At 69.2% G+C, this 19,666-nt stretch carries 16 protein-coding genes; 11 read left to right on the top strand and 5 right to left on the bottom strand.

Annotation, left to right across the window (positions count from 1 at the left end; translation table 11 throughout):
• The first annotated feature begins 95 nt into the window (after positions 1–95).
• On the top strand, positions 96–1,547 hold the full coding sequence (locus tag ABEA24_RS19180) for a flavin-containing monooxygenase (protein WP_345432271.1): 1,452 nt from the start codon (positions 96–98) through the stop codon (positions 1,545–1,547).
• Between the two features lie 47 nt (positions 1,548–1,594).
• On the opposite strand, the gene ABEA24_RS19175 is transcribed toward ABEA24_RS19180, so the two are convergent.
• On the bottom strand, positions 1,595–2,881 hold the full coding sequence (locus ABEA24_RS19175; RefSeq protein WP_345432270.1) for an alkaline phosphatase family protein: 1,287 nt from the start codon (positions 2,879–2,881) through the stop codon (positions 1,595–1,597).
• Between the two features lie 381 nt (positions 2,882–3,262).
• On the opposite strand from ABEA24_RS19175, the gene ABEA24_RS19170 reads away from it, so the two are divergent.
• The 9 genes from ABEA24_RS19170 to ABEA24_RS19130 all read left to right on the top strand — a co-directional run bounded on the left by ABEA24_RS19170 (position 3,263) and on the right by ABEA24_RS19130 (position 14,136).
• A complete protein-coding gene (locus ABEA24_RS19170; RefSeq protein ID WP_345432269.1) occupies positions 3,263–4,951 on the top strand; it encodes a cholesterol oxidase substrate-binding domain-containing protein in 1,689 nt (562 codons plus the stop codon).
• Between the two features lie 375 nt (positions 4,952–5,326).
• Positions 5,327–6,085, top strand: coding sequence for an NAD(P)-dependent oxidoreductase (locus ABEA24_RS19165; protein ID WP_345432268.1), 759 nt, complete (start codon positions 5,327–5,329; stop codon positions 6,083–6,085).
• Between the two features lie 28 nt (positions 6,086–6,113).
• Positions 6,114–9,107: a TIR domain-containing protein gene (locus ABEA24_RS19160; protein ID WP_345432267.1), complete on the top strand. Its 2,994-nt coding sequence runs from the start codon at positions 6,114–6,116 to the stop codon at positions 9,105–9,107.
• Entirely contained in the window at positions 9,104–9,955 is an 852-nt protein-coding gene (locus ABEA24_RS19155) for an ATP-grasp domain-containing protein (RefSeq protein ID WP_345432266.1), read from the top strand. The genes ABEA24_RS19160 and ABEA24_RS19155 overlap by 4 nt, the downstream gene beginning before the upstream one ends.
• A 61-nt stretch (positions 9,956–10,016) precedes the next feature.
• Positions 10,017–11,000: a hypothetical protein gene (locus ABEA24_RS19150; RefSeq protein WP_345432265.1), complete on the top strand. Its 984-nt coding sequence runs from the start codon at positions 10,017–10,019 to the stop codon at positions 10,998–11,000.
• Between the two features lie 88 nt (positions 11,001–11,088).
• Positions 11,089–11,646: a hypothetical protein gene (locus ABEA24_RS19145; RefSeq protein WP_345432264.1), complete on the top strand. Its 558-nt coding sequence runs from the start codon at positions 11,089–11,091 to the stop codon at positions 11,644–11,646.
• Positions 11,647–11,660: 14 nt separating this feature from the next.
• Positions 11,661–12,542, top strand: a complete 882-nt coding sequence (locus ABEA24_RS19140) for an inositol monophosphatase family protein (protein WP_345432263.1) — start codon at positions 11,661–11,663, stop codon at positions 12,540–12,542.
• A 5-nt stretch (positions 12,543–12,547) separates the two neighbouring features.
• Positions 12,548–13,369 (top strand): sugar phosphate isomerase/epimerase family protein, encoded by an 822-nt coding sequence (locus tag ABEA24_RS19135; RefSeq protein WP_345432262.1) that lies wholly within the window; start codon positions 12,548–12,550, stop codon positions 13,367–13,369.
• Complete coding sequence (locus ABEA24_RS19130) at positions 13,366–14,136, top strand: isocitrate lyase/PEP mutase family protein (protein ID WP_345432261.1); 771 nt, start codon at positions 13,366–13,368, stop codon at positions 14,134–14,136. The genes ABEA24_RS19135 and ABEA24_RS19130 overlap by 4 nt, the downstream gene beginning before the upstream one ends.
• 35 nt (positions 14,137–14,171) lie before the next feature.
• Here ABEA24_RS19130 and ABEA24_RS19125 read toward each other — a convergent pair whose 3' ends face one another.
• Together ABEA24_RS19125 and ABEA24_RS19120 are read right to left on the bottom strand one after the other, a co-directional pair.
• Positions 14,172–15,260 carry a baeRF2 domain-containing protein gene (locus ABEA24_RS19125; protein ID WP_345432260.1) on the bottom strand — a complete coding sequence of 363 codons (1,089 nt, stop codon included), beginning with the start codon at positions 15,258–15,260 and terminating at the stop codon, positions 14,172–14,174.
• A gap of 93 nt (positions 15,261–15,353) precedes the next feature.
• Positions 15,354–15,854: a DUF1360 domain-containing protein gene (locus tag ABEA24_RS19120; RefSeq protein ID WP_345432259.1), complete on the bottom strand. Its 501-nt coding sequence runs from the start codon at positions 15,852–15,854 to the stop codon at positions 15,354–15,356.
• A 270-nt stretch (positions 15,855–16,124) separates the two neighbouring features.
• On the opposite strand from ABEA24_RS19120, the gene ABEA24_RS19115 reads away from it, so the two are divergent.
• Positions 16,125–17,291, top strand: coding sequence for an RNA-guided endonuclease InsQ/TnpB family protein (locus tag ABEA24_RS19115; protein ID WP_345432258.1), 1,167 nt, complete (start codon positions 16,125–16,127; stop codon positions 17,289–17,291).
• Between the two features lie 94 nt (positions 17,292–17,385).
• Here ABEA24_RS19115 and ABEA24_RS19110 read toward each other — a convergent pair whose 3' ends face one another.
• Positions 17,386–18,786 (bottom strand): vWA domain-containing protein, encoded by a 1,401-nt coding sequence (locus ABEA24_RS19110; protein ID WP_345432257.1) that lies wholly within the window; start codon positions 18,784–18,786, stop codon positions 17,386–17,388.
• Positions 18,770–19,639, bottom strand: a complete 870-nt coding sequence (locus ABEA24_RS19105) for an AAA family ATPase (protein ID WP_345432256.1) — start codon at positions 19,637–19,639, stop codon at positions 18,770–18,772. The genes ABEA24_RS19110 and ABEA24_RS19105 overlap by 17 nt, the downstream gene beginning before the upstream one ends.
• Positions 19,640–19,666 lie beyond the last annotated feature (27 nt).

The following is a 19,666-nucleotide window of genomic DNA, read 5'->3' as shown; positions in this document are numbered from 1 at the left end:
GAACTCTATCTCACGACCTACCGCCGGTAAGCTACCGCTGGTAACTTACTATCGGTAACCTGAGAGGGTGAGCGGGCGGCGCTCCAGGAGGATCAGTGAAAATCGCGATCATCGGCTCCGGGTTCGGCGGCCTCGGCATGGCCATCCAGCTCAAGCGGGCGGGCTTCCACGACTTCGTCATCCTGGAGAAGGCCGACGATCTCGGGGGCACCTGGCGTGACAACCAGTACCCGGGGTGCGCGTGCGACGTGCCGTCGCACATGTACTCCTTCTCCTTCGAGCTGAACCCCGACTGGTCGCGGATGTTCGCCCCTCAGGACGAGATCTGGGACTACCTGCGCCACTGCGTCGACAAGTACGACCTGGCGCCGCACCTGCGGTTCGGCTGCGCCGTCGAGGCCCTGGAGTGGGAGGAGGCGGCCGGCCACTGGAGGGTCACGCTGGCCTCCGGCGAGGTGCTGACGCCGAGGGCCGTGGTCTCGGCGATCGGCGCCCTGCACGTGCCGTCCCTCCCCGAGATCCCCGGGGCGGAGCGGTTCCGGGGCACGGCGTTCCACTCCGCGCAGTGGGATCCGTCGGCCGACCTGACCGGCAAACGGGTCGCCGTGATCGGCACCGGCGCGTCGGCGATCCAGTTCGTTCCCCGCCTGGCCGACGAGGCGAGCCGGCTGCACGTCTTCCAGCGCACTCCCCCGTGGATCCAGCCCAAGCCCGACTTCGAGCTCTCCGACCAGGTACGGCGCGTCTTCCGGCACGTGCCAGGGGCGCAGCGCGCCTTCCGCGACGGCATCTACTGGCTGCTGGAGACCCGGGCCGTCGGATTCACCCTCGATCCGAGGCTGATGGGCCCGATGGAGCAGATGGCCCGCCGCCACATCGAGCGCCAGATCGACGACCCCGAGCTGCGCGCGAAGGTCACCCCCGACTACACGATCGGATGCAAGCGCATCCTGCTGTCCTCGGACTACTACCCGGCGCTGACCCGCCCCCATGTCGACCTGGTCACCGAACGGATCACCGAGATCACCGAGACGGGCCTCGTGACCGCCGACGGCACGAGCCACGACGTCGACGTGATCGTCTACGGCACCGGTTTCAAGGTCACCGATGCGCTCACCGAGCAGCGCATCGTCGGGCGGGACGGGTTGAAGATCCAGGACGCCTGGGCGGACGGCATCGAGGCCCACCACGGCGTGACGGTCGCCGGTTTCCCCAACTTCTTCATGCTCCTCGGGCCCAACACCGGCCTGGGCCACAACTCCGTCGTCTTCATGATCGAGTCGCAGGTGCGGCACGTGCTGAGCTGCCTGCGCCTGCTCACGACGGAAAAGGCGGACGTGATCGAGGTCCGCGCCGACGCCCAGCGGCGGTTCAACGACCGCCTCCAGCGCAGGCTGCGCCGCGCGGTCTGGAACGAAGGCGGCTGCACGAGCTGGTACCTCGACGAGAACGGGGTGAACCGCACGATCTGGCCCGGCTTCACGTTCGAGTACTGGGCTCGGACCCGCCACGCCCGCCGGGCCGACTACGACCTGTCGCGCGCCTGAGCTCAGCGGGTCACGAAGCCGCGTGGTCTGCCCTGTCGTACCTGGGCTCAGTGGGTCGCGAAGCCGCGGTGACGGGCCAGGGAGGCGAGGTCGGGCCAGTCCTCTCCGGCGTGGGAGTGGTCGGGCAGGATGCAGCCGAAGGTGAGCGGACGCGGGACGTCGTACCGCGGGACCTTCAGCCGCGGCCGCTGCTCGAAGTCCAGCACCTCGGCGAGGTTGCGCGCCGCGGCGTCGCGTACGGTCAAGGGCTCCAGGCCGAACCGCCACTCGATCATCTTCAGGATCGACGTGTGGTCGTAGAGCCGGTGCGCCACGTGACCGCGCCGGGCCCGCGGCGAGACGACCACGCACGGCACCCGGAAGCCGCGCAGGCCCGCGCCGAGGTCCGGGTTGGGATCGGGGCCCGCGGGCGGGGCGACGTGATCGAAGAAGCCGCCCCACTCGTCGTACGTGACGACCAGCACCGTCCTGGCCCAGTTCGGGCTGCTCACGACCGCGTCGTGCACCTTGCCGAGGAAGTGCTGGCCGAGGCGGATGTCGGCCAGCGGGTGCTCGTCCTCGGACAGTCCGGGCACCGCCTCGCCGAGGAAGCCGGGCTCGACGAACGAGACCGGCGGAAGCGTGCCGGTCGCGGCCGCCGCGTAGAACTCCGCGATCGGGTGGCTGATGCCGAGATACCGCGTGCCCCACAGGGCGGTGTACGGCACGTCGCTGTAGTAGTAGCGGCCCTTGACGCCCTTGGCGGCGAGCCGGTCCCAGATCGTCGGCATGGTCGCGAGCTTCTCGACGGACGTCGTACGCCGGTCGGTCTGCGCGGCGTGCAGGAAGAACCGGTTGGGGAACGTCGGGGCCATCATGGCGGCGAAGTAGCGGTCGCAGACGGTCCAGTCGCGCGCCGCGCGGCCGTAGAACGCCAGGTCCTCGGCGTGGTAGTAGCCGATGGACAGCAGGTCGTTCTGGCCGGCCCGCAGCCAGCCGTCGCACGCGCCGTTGTTGAACTCGGCCCGCCCGCCCTCGTACGAGTGGTCCGGGTCGTGGAAGCCGCAGCCGTGCGGCACGGTCAGGTGATGCGTCGGGTGCGTCGCGCCGTCGCGGTCGGTGTAGGTCAACCCGGCCTGCCGGCCGTCAGCGCCCGGCAGCCAGCCGAGATAGTGATCGAAGGAGCGGTTCTCCATCATCACCACGACGATGTGGTCGATGCCCGATCGCTCCGGCGTGGGCAGCCGTACGGCCGCGTCCGCCCGGCCCTCGGTGAGGGACTCGCCCGCGACGACGCCCGCCGCCACCGCGCCCGCCGTCCCGGCGATGAAGCCCCGTCGGCTGACCTCGCCCACCGCCGCCTCCCAGCGTCGCGATCGGATGCCGAGCCGAGTATGACGGCTTCATCGGGCCGCGCACGGTCCGCCAGGAGGCCGATTCCGGACATCCCCGGGAACGTAACGACGGCGGCGGCGAGGCCTTGTGAGGGCCCTCCCGAGGGGACGCGCTCTCACGCCGTGCCCTCCAGGGCCCGTGCATGAGCACCAAGCAAGTGCTTGACCAAATGGCGCGATCCGCCGTATAACCAGCGCAAGCGTTGACGCTCGTGCTCACTGACGGCTCCGGCCGCGACCGCGGCCAGTCACCTCGGCGGGAGGCTTTCGGCCGGCCCCCGCCGGCTTCGCCCTGCCACCGGCGGTCCCCCTCCCGGACCGCCGCTCCCCTTGGGAGCACCCATGGATTCCTCCCACCTGTCCCGCCGCGGCCTCCTCGCCGCCGCCGGGGCGGCCGCCCTCACCTGGGTCCCCGCCTTCCGGATCCCCGCCCGCGCCGACACCCTGCCCGGGTTCCCCCTGCCCCTCTACCGGCAGGCGTACCAGAACTGGTCCGAAGAGATCACCATCGAGAACGCCCTGACCTGCGCGCCGAACACCCCCGCCGAGGTGGTGTCGATCGCGAACTGGGCGCAGCAGAACGGCTACCGTCTCCGGCCCAAGGGGATGGGCCACAACTGGTCCCCGATCCTCGTGCCGAACGGCGCGGACGTCAGCAAGGTCATCCTCGTCGACACGACGCAGCACCTGACGTCCGTCAGCGTCGGCTCGTCGACGGTCACCGCGCAGACCGGGATCACGATGGACGCTCTGCTCGCCAAGCTCGAGACCGCCGGCCTGGGGTTCGCCGCGATCCCCGCCCCCGGCGACATCACGCTCGGCGGCGTACTGGCGATCAACGCGCACGGTTCGGCGATCCCCGCCCAGGGCGAGAGCCGCCTCGCCGGGACCAGCTACGGCTCGCTGAGCAACCTCATCCAGTCCCTGACCGCCGTGGTCTGGAACGGAAGCGCGTTCACGCTGAAGACGTTCGGCCGGACCGACTCCGCCATGAAGGCGTTCCTGGCCCACCTCGGCCGGGCGTTCGTCACCGAGGTGACCCTCGAAGTGGGCGTCAACCAGCGCCTGAGGTGCCAGAGCCGGTACGACATCCAGGTGACGGACGTGTTCGCGGCTCCGTCCTCCGCCGGATCGAACTCGTTCGCGAGCCTGCTGAACGGGTGCGGGCGGATGGAGGTGATCTGGTTCCCGTTCACGACCGTCCCGTGGATCAAACTGTGGTCGCTCAGCCCGAGCAAGCCCGTCCTGTCGAAGCAGGTGGACAGCCCGTACAACTACACGTTCGCGAACTTCATCAACCAGCAGCAGTCCGACTACATCAAGCAGATCGTGAACGGCGACGTCTCGGTCACCCCGTCGTTCGAGAACCTCGAGATGGCGATCGTCGGCTCGGGGCTGATCACCACCGGCACGTGGGACATCTGGGGCTGGACGAAGAACACCCTGCTGTACGTACAGCCGACCACCCTGCGGATCGTCGAGGCCGGCTACGCCGTCCTCACCGCCCGGTCCAACATCCAGCGCGTGGTCAGCGAGTTCTACAACCGGTACGTCTCGCGGATCAACGCCTACCGGGCGCAGGGCCAGTACCCGATGAACGGCCCGATCGAGATCCGCGTGACGGGCCTGGACCAGCCGCCGGAGTCCGGGGTGAGCGGGGCCGTCACCCCGCAGCTGTCGTCCGTACGCCCCCGCCCGGACCACCCCGAGTGGGACGTGTGCGTCTGGCTCGACATGGGCACCATCCCCGGCACTCCCCAGTGCAACGCGTTCTACCGCGAGATGGAGCAGTGGATCTTCTCCAACTACACCGGTTCGTACGCGACCGTACGGCCCGAGTGGTCCAAGGCCTGGGCGGTCACGACCAGCGGTGCCTGGACCGACACGACGATGCTGACCTCCACCATCCGCACCGCCGTCAACGCGGGCCAGGCCGCCGGCGACGGCTTCGACGCCGCGCGGACCACGCTCAACGGCTACGACCCGTACCGGGTGTTCAGCAACACCTTCCTGGACACGCTCCTGCCCTGACCGGCCGCGCCCGTTAAGGAGGTCCCTTATCACCTGAATTGGACAGATAGCAACGTATTCATTTCTTCGCTCGACCCGGCTCTCCCTCTCATGCCATTATGCAAGCACCAAAAAAGCTCGGCGATCGAATCGCGAATGCCATCGGGAGCGGAGAGTCGGATCATGCGGCCGCGTACACAATTTACCAGTGGGTTACAAGAAGACGAACGACGTGCACGGGTCGAGCGGGCATGTGTGTCCCTCGATGCCGATATGTCCGACGAACTGCGCGGTCGACTATCACACATCCTCCGACGACCGGTCCTCACCCCGGATGAGGCCGCACGTGAGGGCCGACAGATCGTTCATATCGGGCCGAACGTGCCCGCCCGCCTCATGGACGACCTTCTGTGGTTCCACAGCACCAACGCCGGGGTCGACGCCGTGCTCCGTTCGACGTCATGGCCGGCGGATGTCGTCTTCACCCGCACCGTCGGCCGAATGGGGCGGCGCATCGCCGAATACGTGCTGGCATGGATGCTGGAGGAACGCCAGCGTGCGTCGATCTACCACGACCAACAGCGAATGCGCCGCTGGCAACGGCAACAGGTCGACCTCATCGACGGCGATCTGGCCATCGTGTTCGGCGCCGGGCGAATCGGAAAGGCCGTCGCGCTTCTGCTGCGCGCTGCGGGCCTCCGCGTCATCGGCGTGGCCACCGCCGCCCGCGGCGCACCGGAATTCGATCGCGTGCTGAGCTCCTCCGGCGCGGCGATGCATGTGCCCCAGGCACACTGGCTGGTGTCCACACTCCCGTTGACCGATGACACCCGGGGGTATTTCGGGCGTGATCTCCTCGGTGCCGCGCGCGGCGCGTCCTTCATCAACGTCGGACGCGGCGCGACCGTGCAGTACGACGCGTTGCGAGAGGCGCTCGACGACGGGCGGCTACGACGCGCCGTCCTCGACGTGCTCCCCACCGAGCCGCCCGATCCGGACGATCCGCTCTGGGCCATGCCCCGGACCGTCATCACGCCGCACACCGCCGGAGTGACCGCCGACTCCGATGTCGTCGAAGACTTCCGCGCCTGCTGGGAGGCCCTGCGACGCGGCGAGCTCCCGGCACTGACGGTCGACCCGGAACGCGGCTACTAGGGCTGCCAGGGGGCGAGGGAGGTCCATGATGGCCGAGCAGAACCGCTGCTTCGACCGACGGAGAGCGCTCGCCCGCTCCGACGCGGTCTTGACCCGGATGGCCTGGTCCCCCTCCGGGGACCGGCTCGCCGTACCTGACCAGGCGGGCGTCGTCCGCGTCGTCACCTTCCCGGAGTTCGTCGTCACGGCCGAGTGCCGCATCGCGCACAACGTCCAGCTGATGGCGGAGGGCGCACCGCTCCGGCCCACCTGGTCGGGAAAGCCGTTATGGACCGCCGCCTGGTCCTCCGACGCCGCGCGGCTCGCGGTCGCGGGACGGGACAACACGGTGCACGTCTTCGACATGTCGTGCGGAGACGAGGTTCTGACGCTCGTCAGCCACATCGACGACGTCCATGCCATCGACTGGAGCGACGACGACGCGCGGCTCATCTCCGCCAGCTACGACGGCGCCCTGAAGGTCTGGGACACCCGGGACGGAGCGCTGGTCCGCTCCATCGCCGCACATCATGGGCGTATCGAGGACGCCTACTGGGAGCCCGGCGACTCCTACGCCCTGACCGGCGGCAGGGACGGACACATCCGCGTCTGGAACCTCGATTCTGGAGAATCCGTCGCCCAGGTGCGAGCGCACCGCGGCTTCGTGATCCGCCTGATCGGCGCCCGTTCGAGCGCGACGGTGCTCAGCTCGTCCAGCGATGGCACCGTCCGCGTCTGGGACCGCCGTGACCTCCGCCTCCTGCACGTGATCGAGGGGTTCACCGGCATTCCGCACGACCTCTCGCTCTCACACGACGAGCGGCTGCTCGCGGTGAAGGACGACCAGCGCTCCATCCGGATCTACCGGACCGACACCTTCGAGCTCGTCGAGCTCATCGACGAGCCGGCCGAGCACCACCACTGGTACGCCGGCGCCCGGTTCCATCCGCACGAGCCCGCGCTCGTCACCACCGGCGACCGCGACCGCCAGGCGCTGCTGTGGTGGTACGACACCCGCCTCATCGACCAGCTCAGCGCGGAGTCGTCCGCCACCCGATACGCGAACTGCCGGATCGGGCTGCTGGGCAACACGGGCGTCGGCAAGACCGCGCTCAGCAACGCGCTCCGGGGCGAGGACTTCCACCCGACGGAGTCCACCCACGCCACGAAGGTCTCGATGCTGGACCGCAGCGTGGCCGAGCAGGGCGACGTTCCGGTCGTCCGCGAGACCTATCTGTGGGATTTCGCCGGCCAGCCGATCTACCGGCTGCTGCAACGCCTCGACGTCGAGGACCTGGCCGCCGCGGTCCTCGTGCTGGACAACCGGAACACCACCGACCCCCGCGCCGAGGTCCGCGAGTGGGAGACGCTGCTGCGCGCCGGAGGCACCCGGACCCCGCGGATCGTGGTGATCGCCCGCATCGACCGCGGGGGCCTGGCGGCCCCGATCTCGGACCTGCGGTGGGAGGAGGAGATCTGCGAGTTCGCCGGGCTGATCGAGACGAGCGCCAAGGACGGGACGAACATCGCCGCGCTGCGGCGGATGATCCTCGACGCGGTCGACTGGGCGGCCATACCGACGCTCACCTCCGGGGTCCAGTTCCAGCGGCTCCGGATGTTCGTGCTGGAGAGCGAGGCTCAGGGCCGTGTTCTCGAGGCGGTGCACACCCTGTACGCCGCGTTCGCCCGGCACTGCACCCGTCTGGGCATCGGCGAGCCCTCGCTGGAGGAGTTCCGGTCCCTCCTCGCCTTCCTGGACGCCGAGGGGCTGGTGCGGCGGCTCAGCTTCGGCAACCTCGTCCTGCTGGACCCGAGCCTCCTGCGCTCGTACGCCTCGATGATCCTCATCGCCGCCCAGCGGGCGCCGGCCGGTGACGGCACGCTGCGGGAGGACGACGTGCTGGCGCCGACCATCCCGTTGCCGTCCGACGAGCGGGTCACCGACCCGCGCCGGGAGCAGGATCTCCTGCACGCGGCCGTACAGGAGTTCGTGGGCGCCGGTGTTGTCATCCGCGAGGGCAAGGACGTCGTCCTGTGCTTTCCGAGCGCCGTCCGGGCCCCCGCCGACGAGGACCGCTGGGCGGACCTCGAACCGGGCATCTCGCTGAGCCTCACCGGCCAGCGGGATCACGTGTACGCCACGCTCGTCGTGGCGTTGCACAACTCCGGGTTGTTCTCCGGGCGGGCTCTCTGGGCGTCGACCGCGCGCTTCACCTGGCCGAACGGCCACGGTTCCTGGGTCCGAGTGCGCCCGGACGACTCGGGGTCCCTGTGGGCGGAGACGCGGCACGAGACGGCCATCGCCGGGGTTCAACGGTCGCTGTTCGATGAGATGTGCCGGGCCTTCCTCGGGCGTGTCGCGGTCGACGGCGTCCTGGTCCTGCGGACCTCGGTGGTATGCGAAGCGTGCGGCACCGCGGTGGCGGAGCAACAGGTACGCCGGCGGGTCGAGCGCGGTCTCACCTGGATCCGCTGCAACGTCTGCGAGGCGAGCGTCGACATCGCGGCCCCGTGGGTCGATCGTCCGGAGCCGACCAGGACCTCCGCACTCGAGACGCGCGCCGACCACGCTCTCGAGCGGGACGTCGCATCCGTCAACGTGGAATTGAAGGCCAAGCGTTCCCTCTACGACGTTTTCATCTCCTATAGCCATGAGGACGAGGAAAGCGCACTCCATCTGGCAAAGAAGCTGATGGAACGAGGGATCCGGCCGTGGGTGGATATCTGGGACGCCTATCCGGGTAAACCGTGGCTTGAGGCAGTACAGGAGCAGATCGACTCGATCTCATGCGCGGCGGTTCTCATCGGCGAGAGCGGCATCGGACCCTGGCAACGTGATGAAGTGTGGTACTTCTTGCAGCAGTTCTTCGGCCGCCGGTGCCCGGTGATACCGGTGCTCCTGGAGGGTGCGGTGAGACCACGTATTCCCAGCCTGCTGGAGAACATGCAGTGGGTCGACTTCCGGCGTACCTCACCAGACCCGATGGACCTTCTCGTCTGGGGAATCACCGGCGTCCGAAATGATGGAGAGGACCACCAATGACGCCACAGAGAGTTGCCCTGGTCACCGCACCCACGCTGCCCGATGGAATGGAGGACACCCGCGATCTGCTCACCGCGCTGCATGAGGCGGGAGCCGCCGCCTCGCTGGTGATCTGGGACGACGAGAACACCCCTTGGGACGACTTCGACGCGATCCTGCTGCACTCTCCGTGGGATTACAGCATGCGCCTTCAGGAGTTCACCGAGTGGCTGGCGAAGATCGACCGCGATGATCGGTTGCTCAACTCCCATCCGCTGATCACCTGGAACGTCGACAAGCGCTATCTGATCGAGCTGCGCGACCGCGGCATCGCACTGCCGGAGACACGCGTCGCCGACCGTGGCGCCGACCTGACCGCCGATCATCTGGCGGGGATGGACGCCGGACGCGTCGTGGTGAAGCCGGTGATCGGGGCGGGAGGCCGCCGTACCTGGCTGTGCTCGTCGTTGGACGAGGCGGTGTCCGTCGCCCGCGCCGAGCTCCGCGACGAGCCGGTCCTGATCCAGGCGTACGAGCGGGTCGTCGAGAGCGAGGGAGAGTATTCGGCGATCTATCTCGACGGTGTGCTCAGCCACCTCGTGCTGAAGGTTCCACGTCCGGGCGAGTTCCGCGTACAGAATCATTACGGGGGGCGCACCTATCCAGTGGCCGCCGAACCGTGGATGGACTCCTACGGCAGGCGCGTCCTCGCCGCCCTCCCGAATCAGCCGATTTACGGACGGATCGATTTCGTGATCGACGAATCGGGCGAGCCGAAACTCATGGAAATCGAAGTCGTTGAACCCGATCTGTTCCTACGTTACCATCCGGAATCATATCGACGCTTCGCCCGAACGATGCTTCATTAAGCAACTCTGACGAGAAATGCATCAATAGTCACATAACTCGGTCAAGCACTGGAGGATGCCGATGAAGCGCATTCTGGTGTGGTTCTTGGCCGAGACGGACGCCGTGGTCGCGCTCGGCATCGCGATCGTCGCAGGCGTGCTCGGCCTGCTCGACGTCACCACGACCAAACTCGCCGACAACACGATCCTGCTCACACTCGCCGTGCTCTCCCTCGCGGTCCTCCGTGACCGCTGGCGAAGCATGAACGCCGAGCACGGCCTGACGGCAGCGCTCAACGAGGTCTCCGGCCGACTCGGCGACCTGTCGGCGATGCACACGACCCTCATCCAGAGCGAGCGCGCGTTGCGTGAGATCGCCGCCGTCAGGCTGTTGACCGGTCCGAGGGAGGTCACGCGCGCCCACGAGGATGCACGTGAGCAGACCGGCCGCTGGGTGTTCAAAGGCGGCACCGGCACCTACATCCGCGCGGTCACCCTGCCCGAGTGCGTTCGTCTGGCGCGCCGCGACCGGCGCGCCCTGGCCATCAGACTGGAGATCCTCGACCCCGTCGACATCGACGCCTGTGAGCGGTACGCCGTCTTTCGGCGATCGATGGCGGAGTTGACGGATGCGACCGGCGAGACCTGGACCTGCGACCGCACGCGCGAGGAGGCGTACGCCACGATCCTGGCCGCCTGCTGGCACAAGAAGCGGTACGACCTGCTCGAGGTCCAGATCGGTCTGACGTCGACGATGACCACGTTCCGCTATGACATGGCCGACAACCGCCTGATCATCACCCAGGACGATCCGCGGATACCGGCCCTGATGATCCCTCGAGAGAGTTTCCTCTACGCCAGCTTTCACACCGAGCTCGATCGGAGCCTGGCCCAGGCCCGGAAGGTCCCCCTCGATCTGTCCTCGACCGTCGGGCTGGGCGACGAACCGACGCCCGAGGAGGTGAGGGGCTTATTCGACGCGTTGAACCTCCCGTTGACTCTTCCGGATGACCATGTTCCCCGCATCATCCAAAAGGCGATTCATGCCAGGAATCCTTACCCCTGACGAGCTGACGGAGCTTCGCGACCTGATCACGGCCCGGGGCCCCGGCTCCATACTCCGGCGACACTTCCGCCGTCTCTTAGACCGCGCGATGGCCGAAGGGATCTCCGCCGTCCGGCATCCGCTGGGTTTCCTCTGCGTGCCCGTGCTCCGGTCCGCCGATGTCGGCGTGTGCATCCACCTGTGGACGGACACCGTGCGCTGTCCGCCGCTCACCACGTCGCCCGTTCACGCGCACAGCTGGAACCTGACGAGCTTCGTGCTGTTCGGGCAGGTGCGCAACCATCTCTTCCGCGTCGAGGACGCCGCCGACCACCCGACACACCGCGTCCTCGCCGTGTACACCGACGGACTGGTCGACGAACTCCAGCCGACCCGCCGCCTCGTCACCTGCGAGGAGGCCACTCGTCAGGTCATCGAGAGCGACCGCACGTACCTCCTGTCGGCCGGCCGCTTCCACGCGACGTCCGTCCGCGGCCCCGCGGCCACCATCGTCGTGGCGGACATCCAGCGCTCCACTCCGGAGTACGCCCTCGGGCATCTCGGGCTGGGTAGACACCAGGTGCGCAGGCGCCGATGCGCGGCCCGCGAGTTGCTGCTGGCCGCCGGCGCCTTCGACCGGCTTCATGACCTTGATATGAGCCCCTGACAGAGGCGGGCAGCATGGATCTGTGGAAGGCCAGGATCGTCGCGATCGAGGCCGCCGAGGCGGCCGGAACCCTGCTCCGGCGCGGCGCGTGCGGGCGGTTCGACGTCCGTGAGAAGGGCGCAGCGGACGTACTCACCAGCCTGGACCTCGAGTCCGAACGCGTCATCGTCGAGCGGATCCGGGCCGGTTATCCCCGGCATCGCATCATCTCGGAGGAGCTCGGTGTGATCGACGGCGACGACGCCTGGTCCTGGGTCATCGACCCTCTCGATGGAACGAACAACCTCGCCATCGGGCTGCCCGTCTACGGCATCGGCCTGGCCTTGTGCCATGACGGAGTGCCGATGCTCGGGGTGATCCACGACCCCGTGTCGGACCGCACCTGGTCGGCCATCAGGGGACGCGGCGCGTGGATATCGCGGAACCGGGCGCTGTCGCGTCCGGCCGACCGACGGCGGCGGCGCCCGCTGCTCGCCTGGAGCCAGGGCTACGCCGTGAGCCCCGACGACCCGATGGCGAGCGCGCTGCGCCTTCTCCTCGAACGCATGGCGGGCCGCGTTCTACAGCTGTGGGCGCCGTTGACCTACTGGGTGATGCTGGCCCGCGGTGACATCGACGGCATCGTCGGTTACCGGATCGGGGAGGTCGACCTGCATGCCGGAGTCGTCATCGCCCGTGAGGTCGGCATCGACATCCGTGATCTCTCCGGTGCCCCGTTCGAGGAGCGCCTGGGCGACATGTCCGAGACGCGCAGCCTGGTGGCCGGCCCCGAGGACGTCGTCGACCGGCTCCTGCGCCTCGGGCCACCGGCCGAACGCCTCCGTACCCGCCTGGCCGATCTGTGGACGGCCGAACGCGCTGTGGCCCACGCCCCCGAACCACCCGATTGGCGGTGAGCATCATGCCTCTGACGCTTCCCTTCGCGTCGGGAATCGCTGCCCAGGAGTACCTCTCCGCGGAAGAAGGCGCCGCACGCGCCCACGAGCACGGCTGCACCCACTGGTACATCGATTTCAGCCTCGAAGCGGACCAGCCGTGTACGTGGTCGCCCGAGAGGGTCCAAGGGCTGCGCGCGCTGACCTCGCGGCTGGGCGTCAGCCCCATCCTGCACGGCAACTTCCGGGCTCCGCTCGCCACAGAGATCCCCGAGGTACGTGAGGGTACGCTGCGGTATCTCTCGACCGAGCTCCACCTCGCCGAGCGCCTCGGCTGCCCGCTCGTGATCCACGGCGGTTGCGTCGTCGACCCCCGCCCGACCAGGTCGGCCAGGAGGGCGGCGCTGGCCAGGTTCCTGTCCGCGGTCGAGCTCATCCTCGAGGAGGCCGACCGGCGCGGCGTGGAGATCTGGGTGGAGAACCTCTCGCACTACCCCCGGCACCGGCCTTTCTCCTACGTCTTCACCGGGCATGACGACTTCGCGGAGGCCAAACGGCGGATACCCGAGCTGACCTTCGTCTTCGACATCGGACACGCGAACGTCAACCAGGGATTCCCGGTCGCCATCCTGGACGACTTCGCCGGCGACATCCGGGCGCTGTCGGTCAGCAACAACGACGGTCAGGCCGACTCGCATCTCGGCCTGCACGCCGGGACCATCCCGCTCGGTCAGGTCGTCGGCCTCCTCAAGAGGCGTTCCTGGCAGGGCACGGTCGTCTTCGAGACCCGCGGCACTCCGGTCGTGAGCGGTGTCGACCTGCTGCGCTCCCTCTGGGAGCGGAATTGACATCCCCACGGCTGCTGCCCGGGATCCACGACATGATCTCGGCGCTCACCGCCGCTGCGCACTTCGACGGGCTCTTCGTCTCCGGGTTCGGTTTCTCGGCGTCCCACTACGGGCTGCCCGACGTCGGCTTCATCGCCTGGCCCGACATGATCGCATTCGTCGGGAGGCTGAGGGCGGCGCTGCCGGGCCATGAGCTGCTCGTGGACGTCGACGACGGCTATGGCGGCCCCGAGATCGCCGGTCACGTCGTCCGGCGGCTCGCATCGGCGGGCGCGACCGGGGTCGTCCTGGAGGACCAGGCCAGACCTCGCCGGTTCGGGCACCTGGCGGGCAAGCGCCTGGTCCCGCTGCCCGACCAGCTCGAGAAGCTGAACGCCGTCCTGCGGGCACGTGACGGCCTCGCCGTGATCGCCCGTACGGACGCGGCGGAGGAACCCGAGATCGTCCGGCGGGTCAACGCGTACGTCGAGGCGGGCGCCGACGGCGTGCTCGTGGCCGGCATCTCGAACACGCGTCTCATCGGCCTCACCCGTGACGCGATCGGGGGCCGCACGCTCGTCTTCGACCAAGTACCCGGCGGACGATCGCCCTGGCTGTCCCACGCCGAGCTCGCCGGCCTGGGCGTCGACGTCGTGGTCCACAGCACGACCTGTCTGCTGGCGGCGCGAGCCGCCATGGACGGCGCGCTGCACGCCATGAAGACCGGCCGCCGGGCGGAAGGCGTCGCCGACGTCGCGGACTGCCTCGCCCTGCTCGACGTTCCGTGATCCGACGGCGCCGGCCGTCTGTGACGCCTCGCCGCTCAGTCCACGTACCGCAGCAGGGCTCCCGTCCTGGACTCGGCGCGCAGCGACTCCGGTGGCAGGAGCACCAGTTCCCCATCGGTGCCCGCGAGCGCCCGGATGAGAGCGGCGTCGGCCAGATCCTCGACGGGGTCGGCGACGCCCAGCTCCCGCAGGCGGTCGGCGGACGTCGCCACCTCGGTCGCCTGCGGTCCCGTCCACAGGGTGATCGACGACTCCGGCCGGTCCTCCAGGAACAGGCAGGCGACCTGCCCCTTGCGCAGCGCGTCGGTGACGCCCTCCAGGCCTTCGACCGCGCGGCCGTGCTTGGTGAGCTGTTCGTCGAACCGGCCCACCAGGGACGTGAGATGTTCGGCCCGCTTGAGCTCGACGGCGCGGGTGATCTCCTCATCCAGCGCCGGCCCGGCCCCGCCCGCGTCCACGACACGCGACAGAACCGGTTCGGACAGCTCCTCCTGGACGGCCGTACGGGCGCGGACGTCGCCGGCGAGGACCACGATGTCGGCACCGCAGTCGTCGACCGCCCCGACGATCGCGTGGGCGACCTTCTTCGCGTTGATCCGCCAGACCTCCTCGGCGGCCCGCTGCTGCTTGTCCTGCCGGAACATGTCGCCGGCCTTGGTCTTGCGCACCGGGAAGTCCTCGTCGGGCTTGACCGCGATCGTACGGCGATCGCCGCCCCGCGAGACGCAGGTGATCTCCCCGCCGAGCCGGTCCACCGTGGCGACCAGGTAGGCGATCGGCTGCCCACGCTGGGCCAGGAGCGGCTTGACGTGCGGCAACGGGGCGTACCTGGCCAGTTCGGCGCGCGGCTGCCCGGGCAGCAGGTCAGAGTGGACGACCTCGCCGTCCGCGGCGAACACCGCGAGTGTGCCGGATTCGCGCTGCGTGTTCTCCTCGGCCACGATCCGCTCGATCGCCTCGACGGTCGCGGCCGGCGTCCCCTGCTCGGCCAGTTCGCGGTGCAGGGCGCGCCACCGCAGCTCGATGACCTTCGGAGCGTCTTCCGTGGCCCGCCGCATGTCGAGGTAGACGGAGGCGATCGGGCCGGGAGTGTCGTACAGCGACTTGAGGAAGGTAACGTCCATGCTGCCCGCCTACCCGCCGAGGGCATCCCAAACCCCCCGATCCGGACCGCCGAAGCAGGTCAACGCCCCGGCTCACCGGAGCCGAACCGGCTCTCAGCCGTCGGCCGCCTGTTGCAGCTGGGCGTAGACGAGCTGGAGCCAGTCGGCCCCCGCGACGGCGGTCATGGTCGCCCCGGCCAGCCGTGTCGCGTCGGGTGCGAAGGTCATCCCCACCGCGTACGCCGTACCGACCCACTGGGCCATGCAGAACGGACAGGTGATCAGCTCACCGATGGCGTGCTTTACGCCCCTCCCGCGCACTTCTTCGGCGAGTTCGGCCGGTCCGGAGGTCCCCTTGTACCGGGTGAAGGGTGCTCGCAGGGGGCTCGTCACCGTGTCCTTGGCCAGGGTTCGGGACAGCTTGTGGGTGGTCACGGTCATCAGCGCGACATCCCACAGGTTGAGCCTGGGCGCCCGCCGCCCGGTCAGCCGCGCGATCACGGTGGCCGCGCCCACGGCCACGCCGTAGGCCGCGAGCGTGCCCGCGTACGACTTCAGCGGCCGCTCCTCGCCCTGGCTGTACTCCTGTTCCATCGTGTCGATGACGGAATCCATGAGAACTCCCTCGGAAGGGTCGGTTTCCGCGGCAGCCAAAGGAGTTACCCGGTGAGAACGCGGCGAACCTTCCGTGACCGAGGTCACGGCACCCGCCCCCTCGACGCCCCAGGGCGGCGATGAGCCCGCGACGGCGTCACCAGCGCCCGGCGCCTCCGGCCGGATCAGGCCCGGTTGTCGTAGGCGAACACGACCGCCTGGATGCGGTCGCGCAAGGAGAGGGTCCAATTACCACTACAGTGACATAGAGCAATGATATGGTCACGTTTCGTGAAACTCGTTGTGCAGGTGAAACTCGTGCCGGATGCCGGTCAGGCGTCGGTATTGGAGCGGACCCTGTTTGCGACGAACGAGGCCGCGAACCGGGTCGCGGCGGTGGCGTTCGAGCACTTCAAGCTCAAGGCCCGGGAAACGCCGCTGCGGAAGCTGTGTTACGGCGAGCTGAAGACCCAAGGGTTCGGCGCCCAGGCCGCCCAGCACGTCATCAAGCGGGTGGTGGACGCCTACACCACACTGCGGGCCAACATCCGCGCCGGGAACCTAGGCGGCCCTGACTCCACACGGTGGCGTAAGGCCACGTCCAAACCGATCGTCTTCCGCCCCGATGCCGCCCACACCTACGACGACCGGAACCTGTCGTGGAACTACGACGCCCAGACCGTCTCGATCTGGACCCTGGACGGGCGGATCAAGAACATCCGCTTCGCCTGTTCCCCGGGCGCGCTCAAGCAGCTGATCGAGCACCGCAAGGGCGAGTCCGATCTGGTGCACCGGGACGGCAAGTGGTTTCTGCTCGCCACCATCGACGTCCCTGAGCCGGAGGTGTTCGCGCCGAGGGACTGGATCGGGGTGGACCGAGGCATCGTCAACCTGGCCACCACCAGCGACGGGGACAACCACCAGGGCCGCAAACTGGCCCGGTACCGGCGCTGGCAGGCCCGCAAACGCGCCGAACTGCAGGCCAAGCGCACCCGCTCGGCCAAACAGCTCCTCAAGAAGCGCGCTCGCCGCGAGGCCCGGCATGCCGCGCACGTGAACCATAAGATCGCCAAGGCAGTCGTTGCTGTCGCCGCACGCACCGAGCGCGGTATCGCCGTCGAAGAGTTGGGCGGTATCCGCGAACGGGTCACGGTTTCCCGCGACCAGCGAGCACGACTATCGTCCTGGCCCTTCCGTGAACTCGGTGAGTTCATCGAGTACAAGGCGCGCCGCGCCGGTGTGCCGTTCATCGAGGTGGATCCGGCCTACACCTCACAAAGATGCCCCGTCTCCTGGTGCGGGCACACCGAGAGGGCCAACCGGCCCGATCGGGACTCTTTCTGCTGTCGTCGGTGCGGCTTCGCTGGGCCCGCCGACGTCGTCGCCGGGATCAACGTGCGTGAACGCGCACGCTCGGCGTGGGTATTCGTCAACATGCCCACCCCCACCCCCACATAAAGGGGGCGGGGAGATGTGACCCCGGACACGACAGCCAGTCGCGCACGGGGAGCATAAACAACGCCCTTGAGGACCGAGCTGGCAGGCTCGCCATTCAGGGCCGAGTAGTTGACGCGAGCATTTCGACGAACTCCGTCAGCTGGGTGAGGTTGCGGCACTCGTGCATCGGCACGACCGCGCCGTACGCCGAGGCGGCCGAGTCGCCGGAGTCCCAGTCGGCGGCCGGTTCGGGGTTGAGCCAGTACGCGTGCCGCGCCCGCCCCGCCAGTCGCCGGACCACCTCCAGGTTCAGCGACCCGTAGTTGCTGCGGGCGTCGCCGAGGATCAGCAGGGAGGTCTTCGGGGTGATCGCGTCGCCGTACCGGTCCTCGAAGACGCCGAAGGCGCGCCCGTAGTCGCTGTGCCCGCTCACCCAGACCAGGCGTGCCTCGCGGGTCATCGTCGTCATCGCCTCGACCACGTCGGCGCCCGGGGCAAAGAATCGGGTGATCTCGTCGAGGTCGTCGATGAACGCGAACGCCCGTACCCGGGCGAACTGCTCGCGCAGCGCGTACGTCAGCAGCAGCGTGAAGTGCGCGAAGGAGGAGACGGAGTCGCTGGCGTCGCAGAGCACGACGAGTTCCGGTTTGTGGGGGCGGGGCGGGCGGTGGTGCGTGGTCAGGGGGACGCCGCCGGTCGACAGCGACGCGCGTACGGTCCTGCGGAAGTCCAGCCGGCCGCGCCTGCCGTGCCGCCGACGTTGGGCGAGCCGGGCGGCCAGTCTCCGGGCGAGCGGCTGGACCTCCCGCCGGATCGCGGCCAGGTCCGCGCGGGTCGCGCGGAGGAAGTCGACCTGCTCCAGCGGCGGCCGGGCGGCGCTGCGCGCGACCTTCTCCGGCCCGTTCTCCTCGGCGAGCCGCCGCCGTACGTCCTCGGTGACGAACCTCTCGAAGCTTTCGATGCGGCGGGTGAACGTCCGGCGGGCGACCTTCTCGTCCAGGCCGCCGCGTTCGGTCAGCACGGCGGCGAGCAGCCCGGCCATCAGCGTCTCCGGGGACAGGACCCGCAGCACCTGATAGGAGAACCACTGCCCGCGGCTGCCGTTCCCGCCCGCTCCGCCGGAGCCACGGCCGTACGCGCCGACGGCCTCGCGGGCGAAGTCGCGCAGGGCGGCGTCGTCTCCCTCCAGCAGGAGCCGGCTCAGTTCGTCGCGCAGCCGCCGCAGTTCGGGGTCGTCGTACGCGGGGCGCTCCCGGGCCGTCTCGGGACTGCCGGTCACCGGCGGGAACCACAGGTCGAACAGCGTGTCGAACGCCGCCCGATGCGCCTGCCGCTTGACGAGCGTGGCCGCGTACGCCGCGCGCAGGGACTCCCGATCGGCCAGGTCGATGGCGACCAGGGCGTGCACCGCGTCCAGCCCTTCGGCGAGCGACACCGGCAGGCCAGCCTCGCGCAGTGCCGTGAGGAAGTCCAGATGCCGGTCCAGGAGACCTGGTGTTCTATCGGGCGGCGGCATCGCCGTGGACGACCTCCTTGAGCGCGCGGTCCTGGTCGGAGCGGTGCTTGAGGACGACGCCGAGGGTCGCGGCGATGGCGTCCCCGTCGAGCCGGTCGAGGCCGAGTGCGAGCAGCGTACGGGCCCAGTCGATGGTCTCGGCGATGGACGGCGCCTTCTTGAGCTCGAGTTCGCGCAGGGCCGCCACGACCTGGGCGAGCCGGCCGGCGAGGGCCTCGTCGATGCCGGGGACCCGGGCGCGGACGATGTCGCGCTCGCGGTCCGGGGACGGGTAGTCGAGGTGCAGGTAGAGGCAGCGCCGCTTGAGCGCCTCGGACAGCTCCCGGGTCGCGTTGGACGTGAGGACGACGAACGGCCGGCGCGCCGCCGTGATCGTGCCCAGCTCGGGGATGGTCACCTGGAAGTCCGACAGCACCTCGAGCAGCAGACCCTCGACCTCGACGTCCGCCTTGTCCGTCTCGTCGATCAGCAGGACGGTGGGGTCGGTGCGCCGGATGGCGGCCAGCAGCGGGCGTTCGAGCAGGAACTCCTCGGTGAAGATGTCGTCGTGGGTGGCGCTCCACGACTGGTCGCCGGCGGCCTGGATGCGCAGCAGCTGTTTCTTGTAGTTCCACTCGTACAGGGCGCGCGGCTCGTCCAGGCCCTCGTAGCACTGGAGCCGTACGAGCCGCGCGTCGGTGATCGCGGCGACGGCCTTGGCCAGCTCCGTCTTCCCCACCCCGGCGGGGCCCTCGACCAGCAGGGGCTTGCCCAGCGCGGCGGCGAGGTAGACGGTCGTCGCGATCGCGTCGTCGGCCAGGTAGTCCACGGCCGCGAGACGCTCGCGGACGTCGGCGGGCGAGGTGAAGGTCATCTGCGCTCCAGGAAACGAACCGAATCG

This window comes from Actinoallomurus vinaceus, assembly GCF_039542055.1.
Taxonomy (GTDB): Bacteria; Actinomycetota; Actinomycetes; order Streptosporangiales; family Streptosporangiaceae; genus Actinoallomurus; species Actinoallomurus vinaceus.
This window is presented reverse-complemented; position numbering and strand designations above follow the sequence as displayed.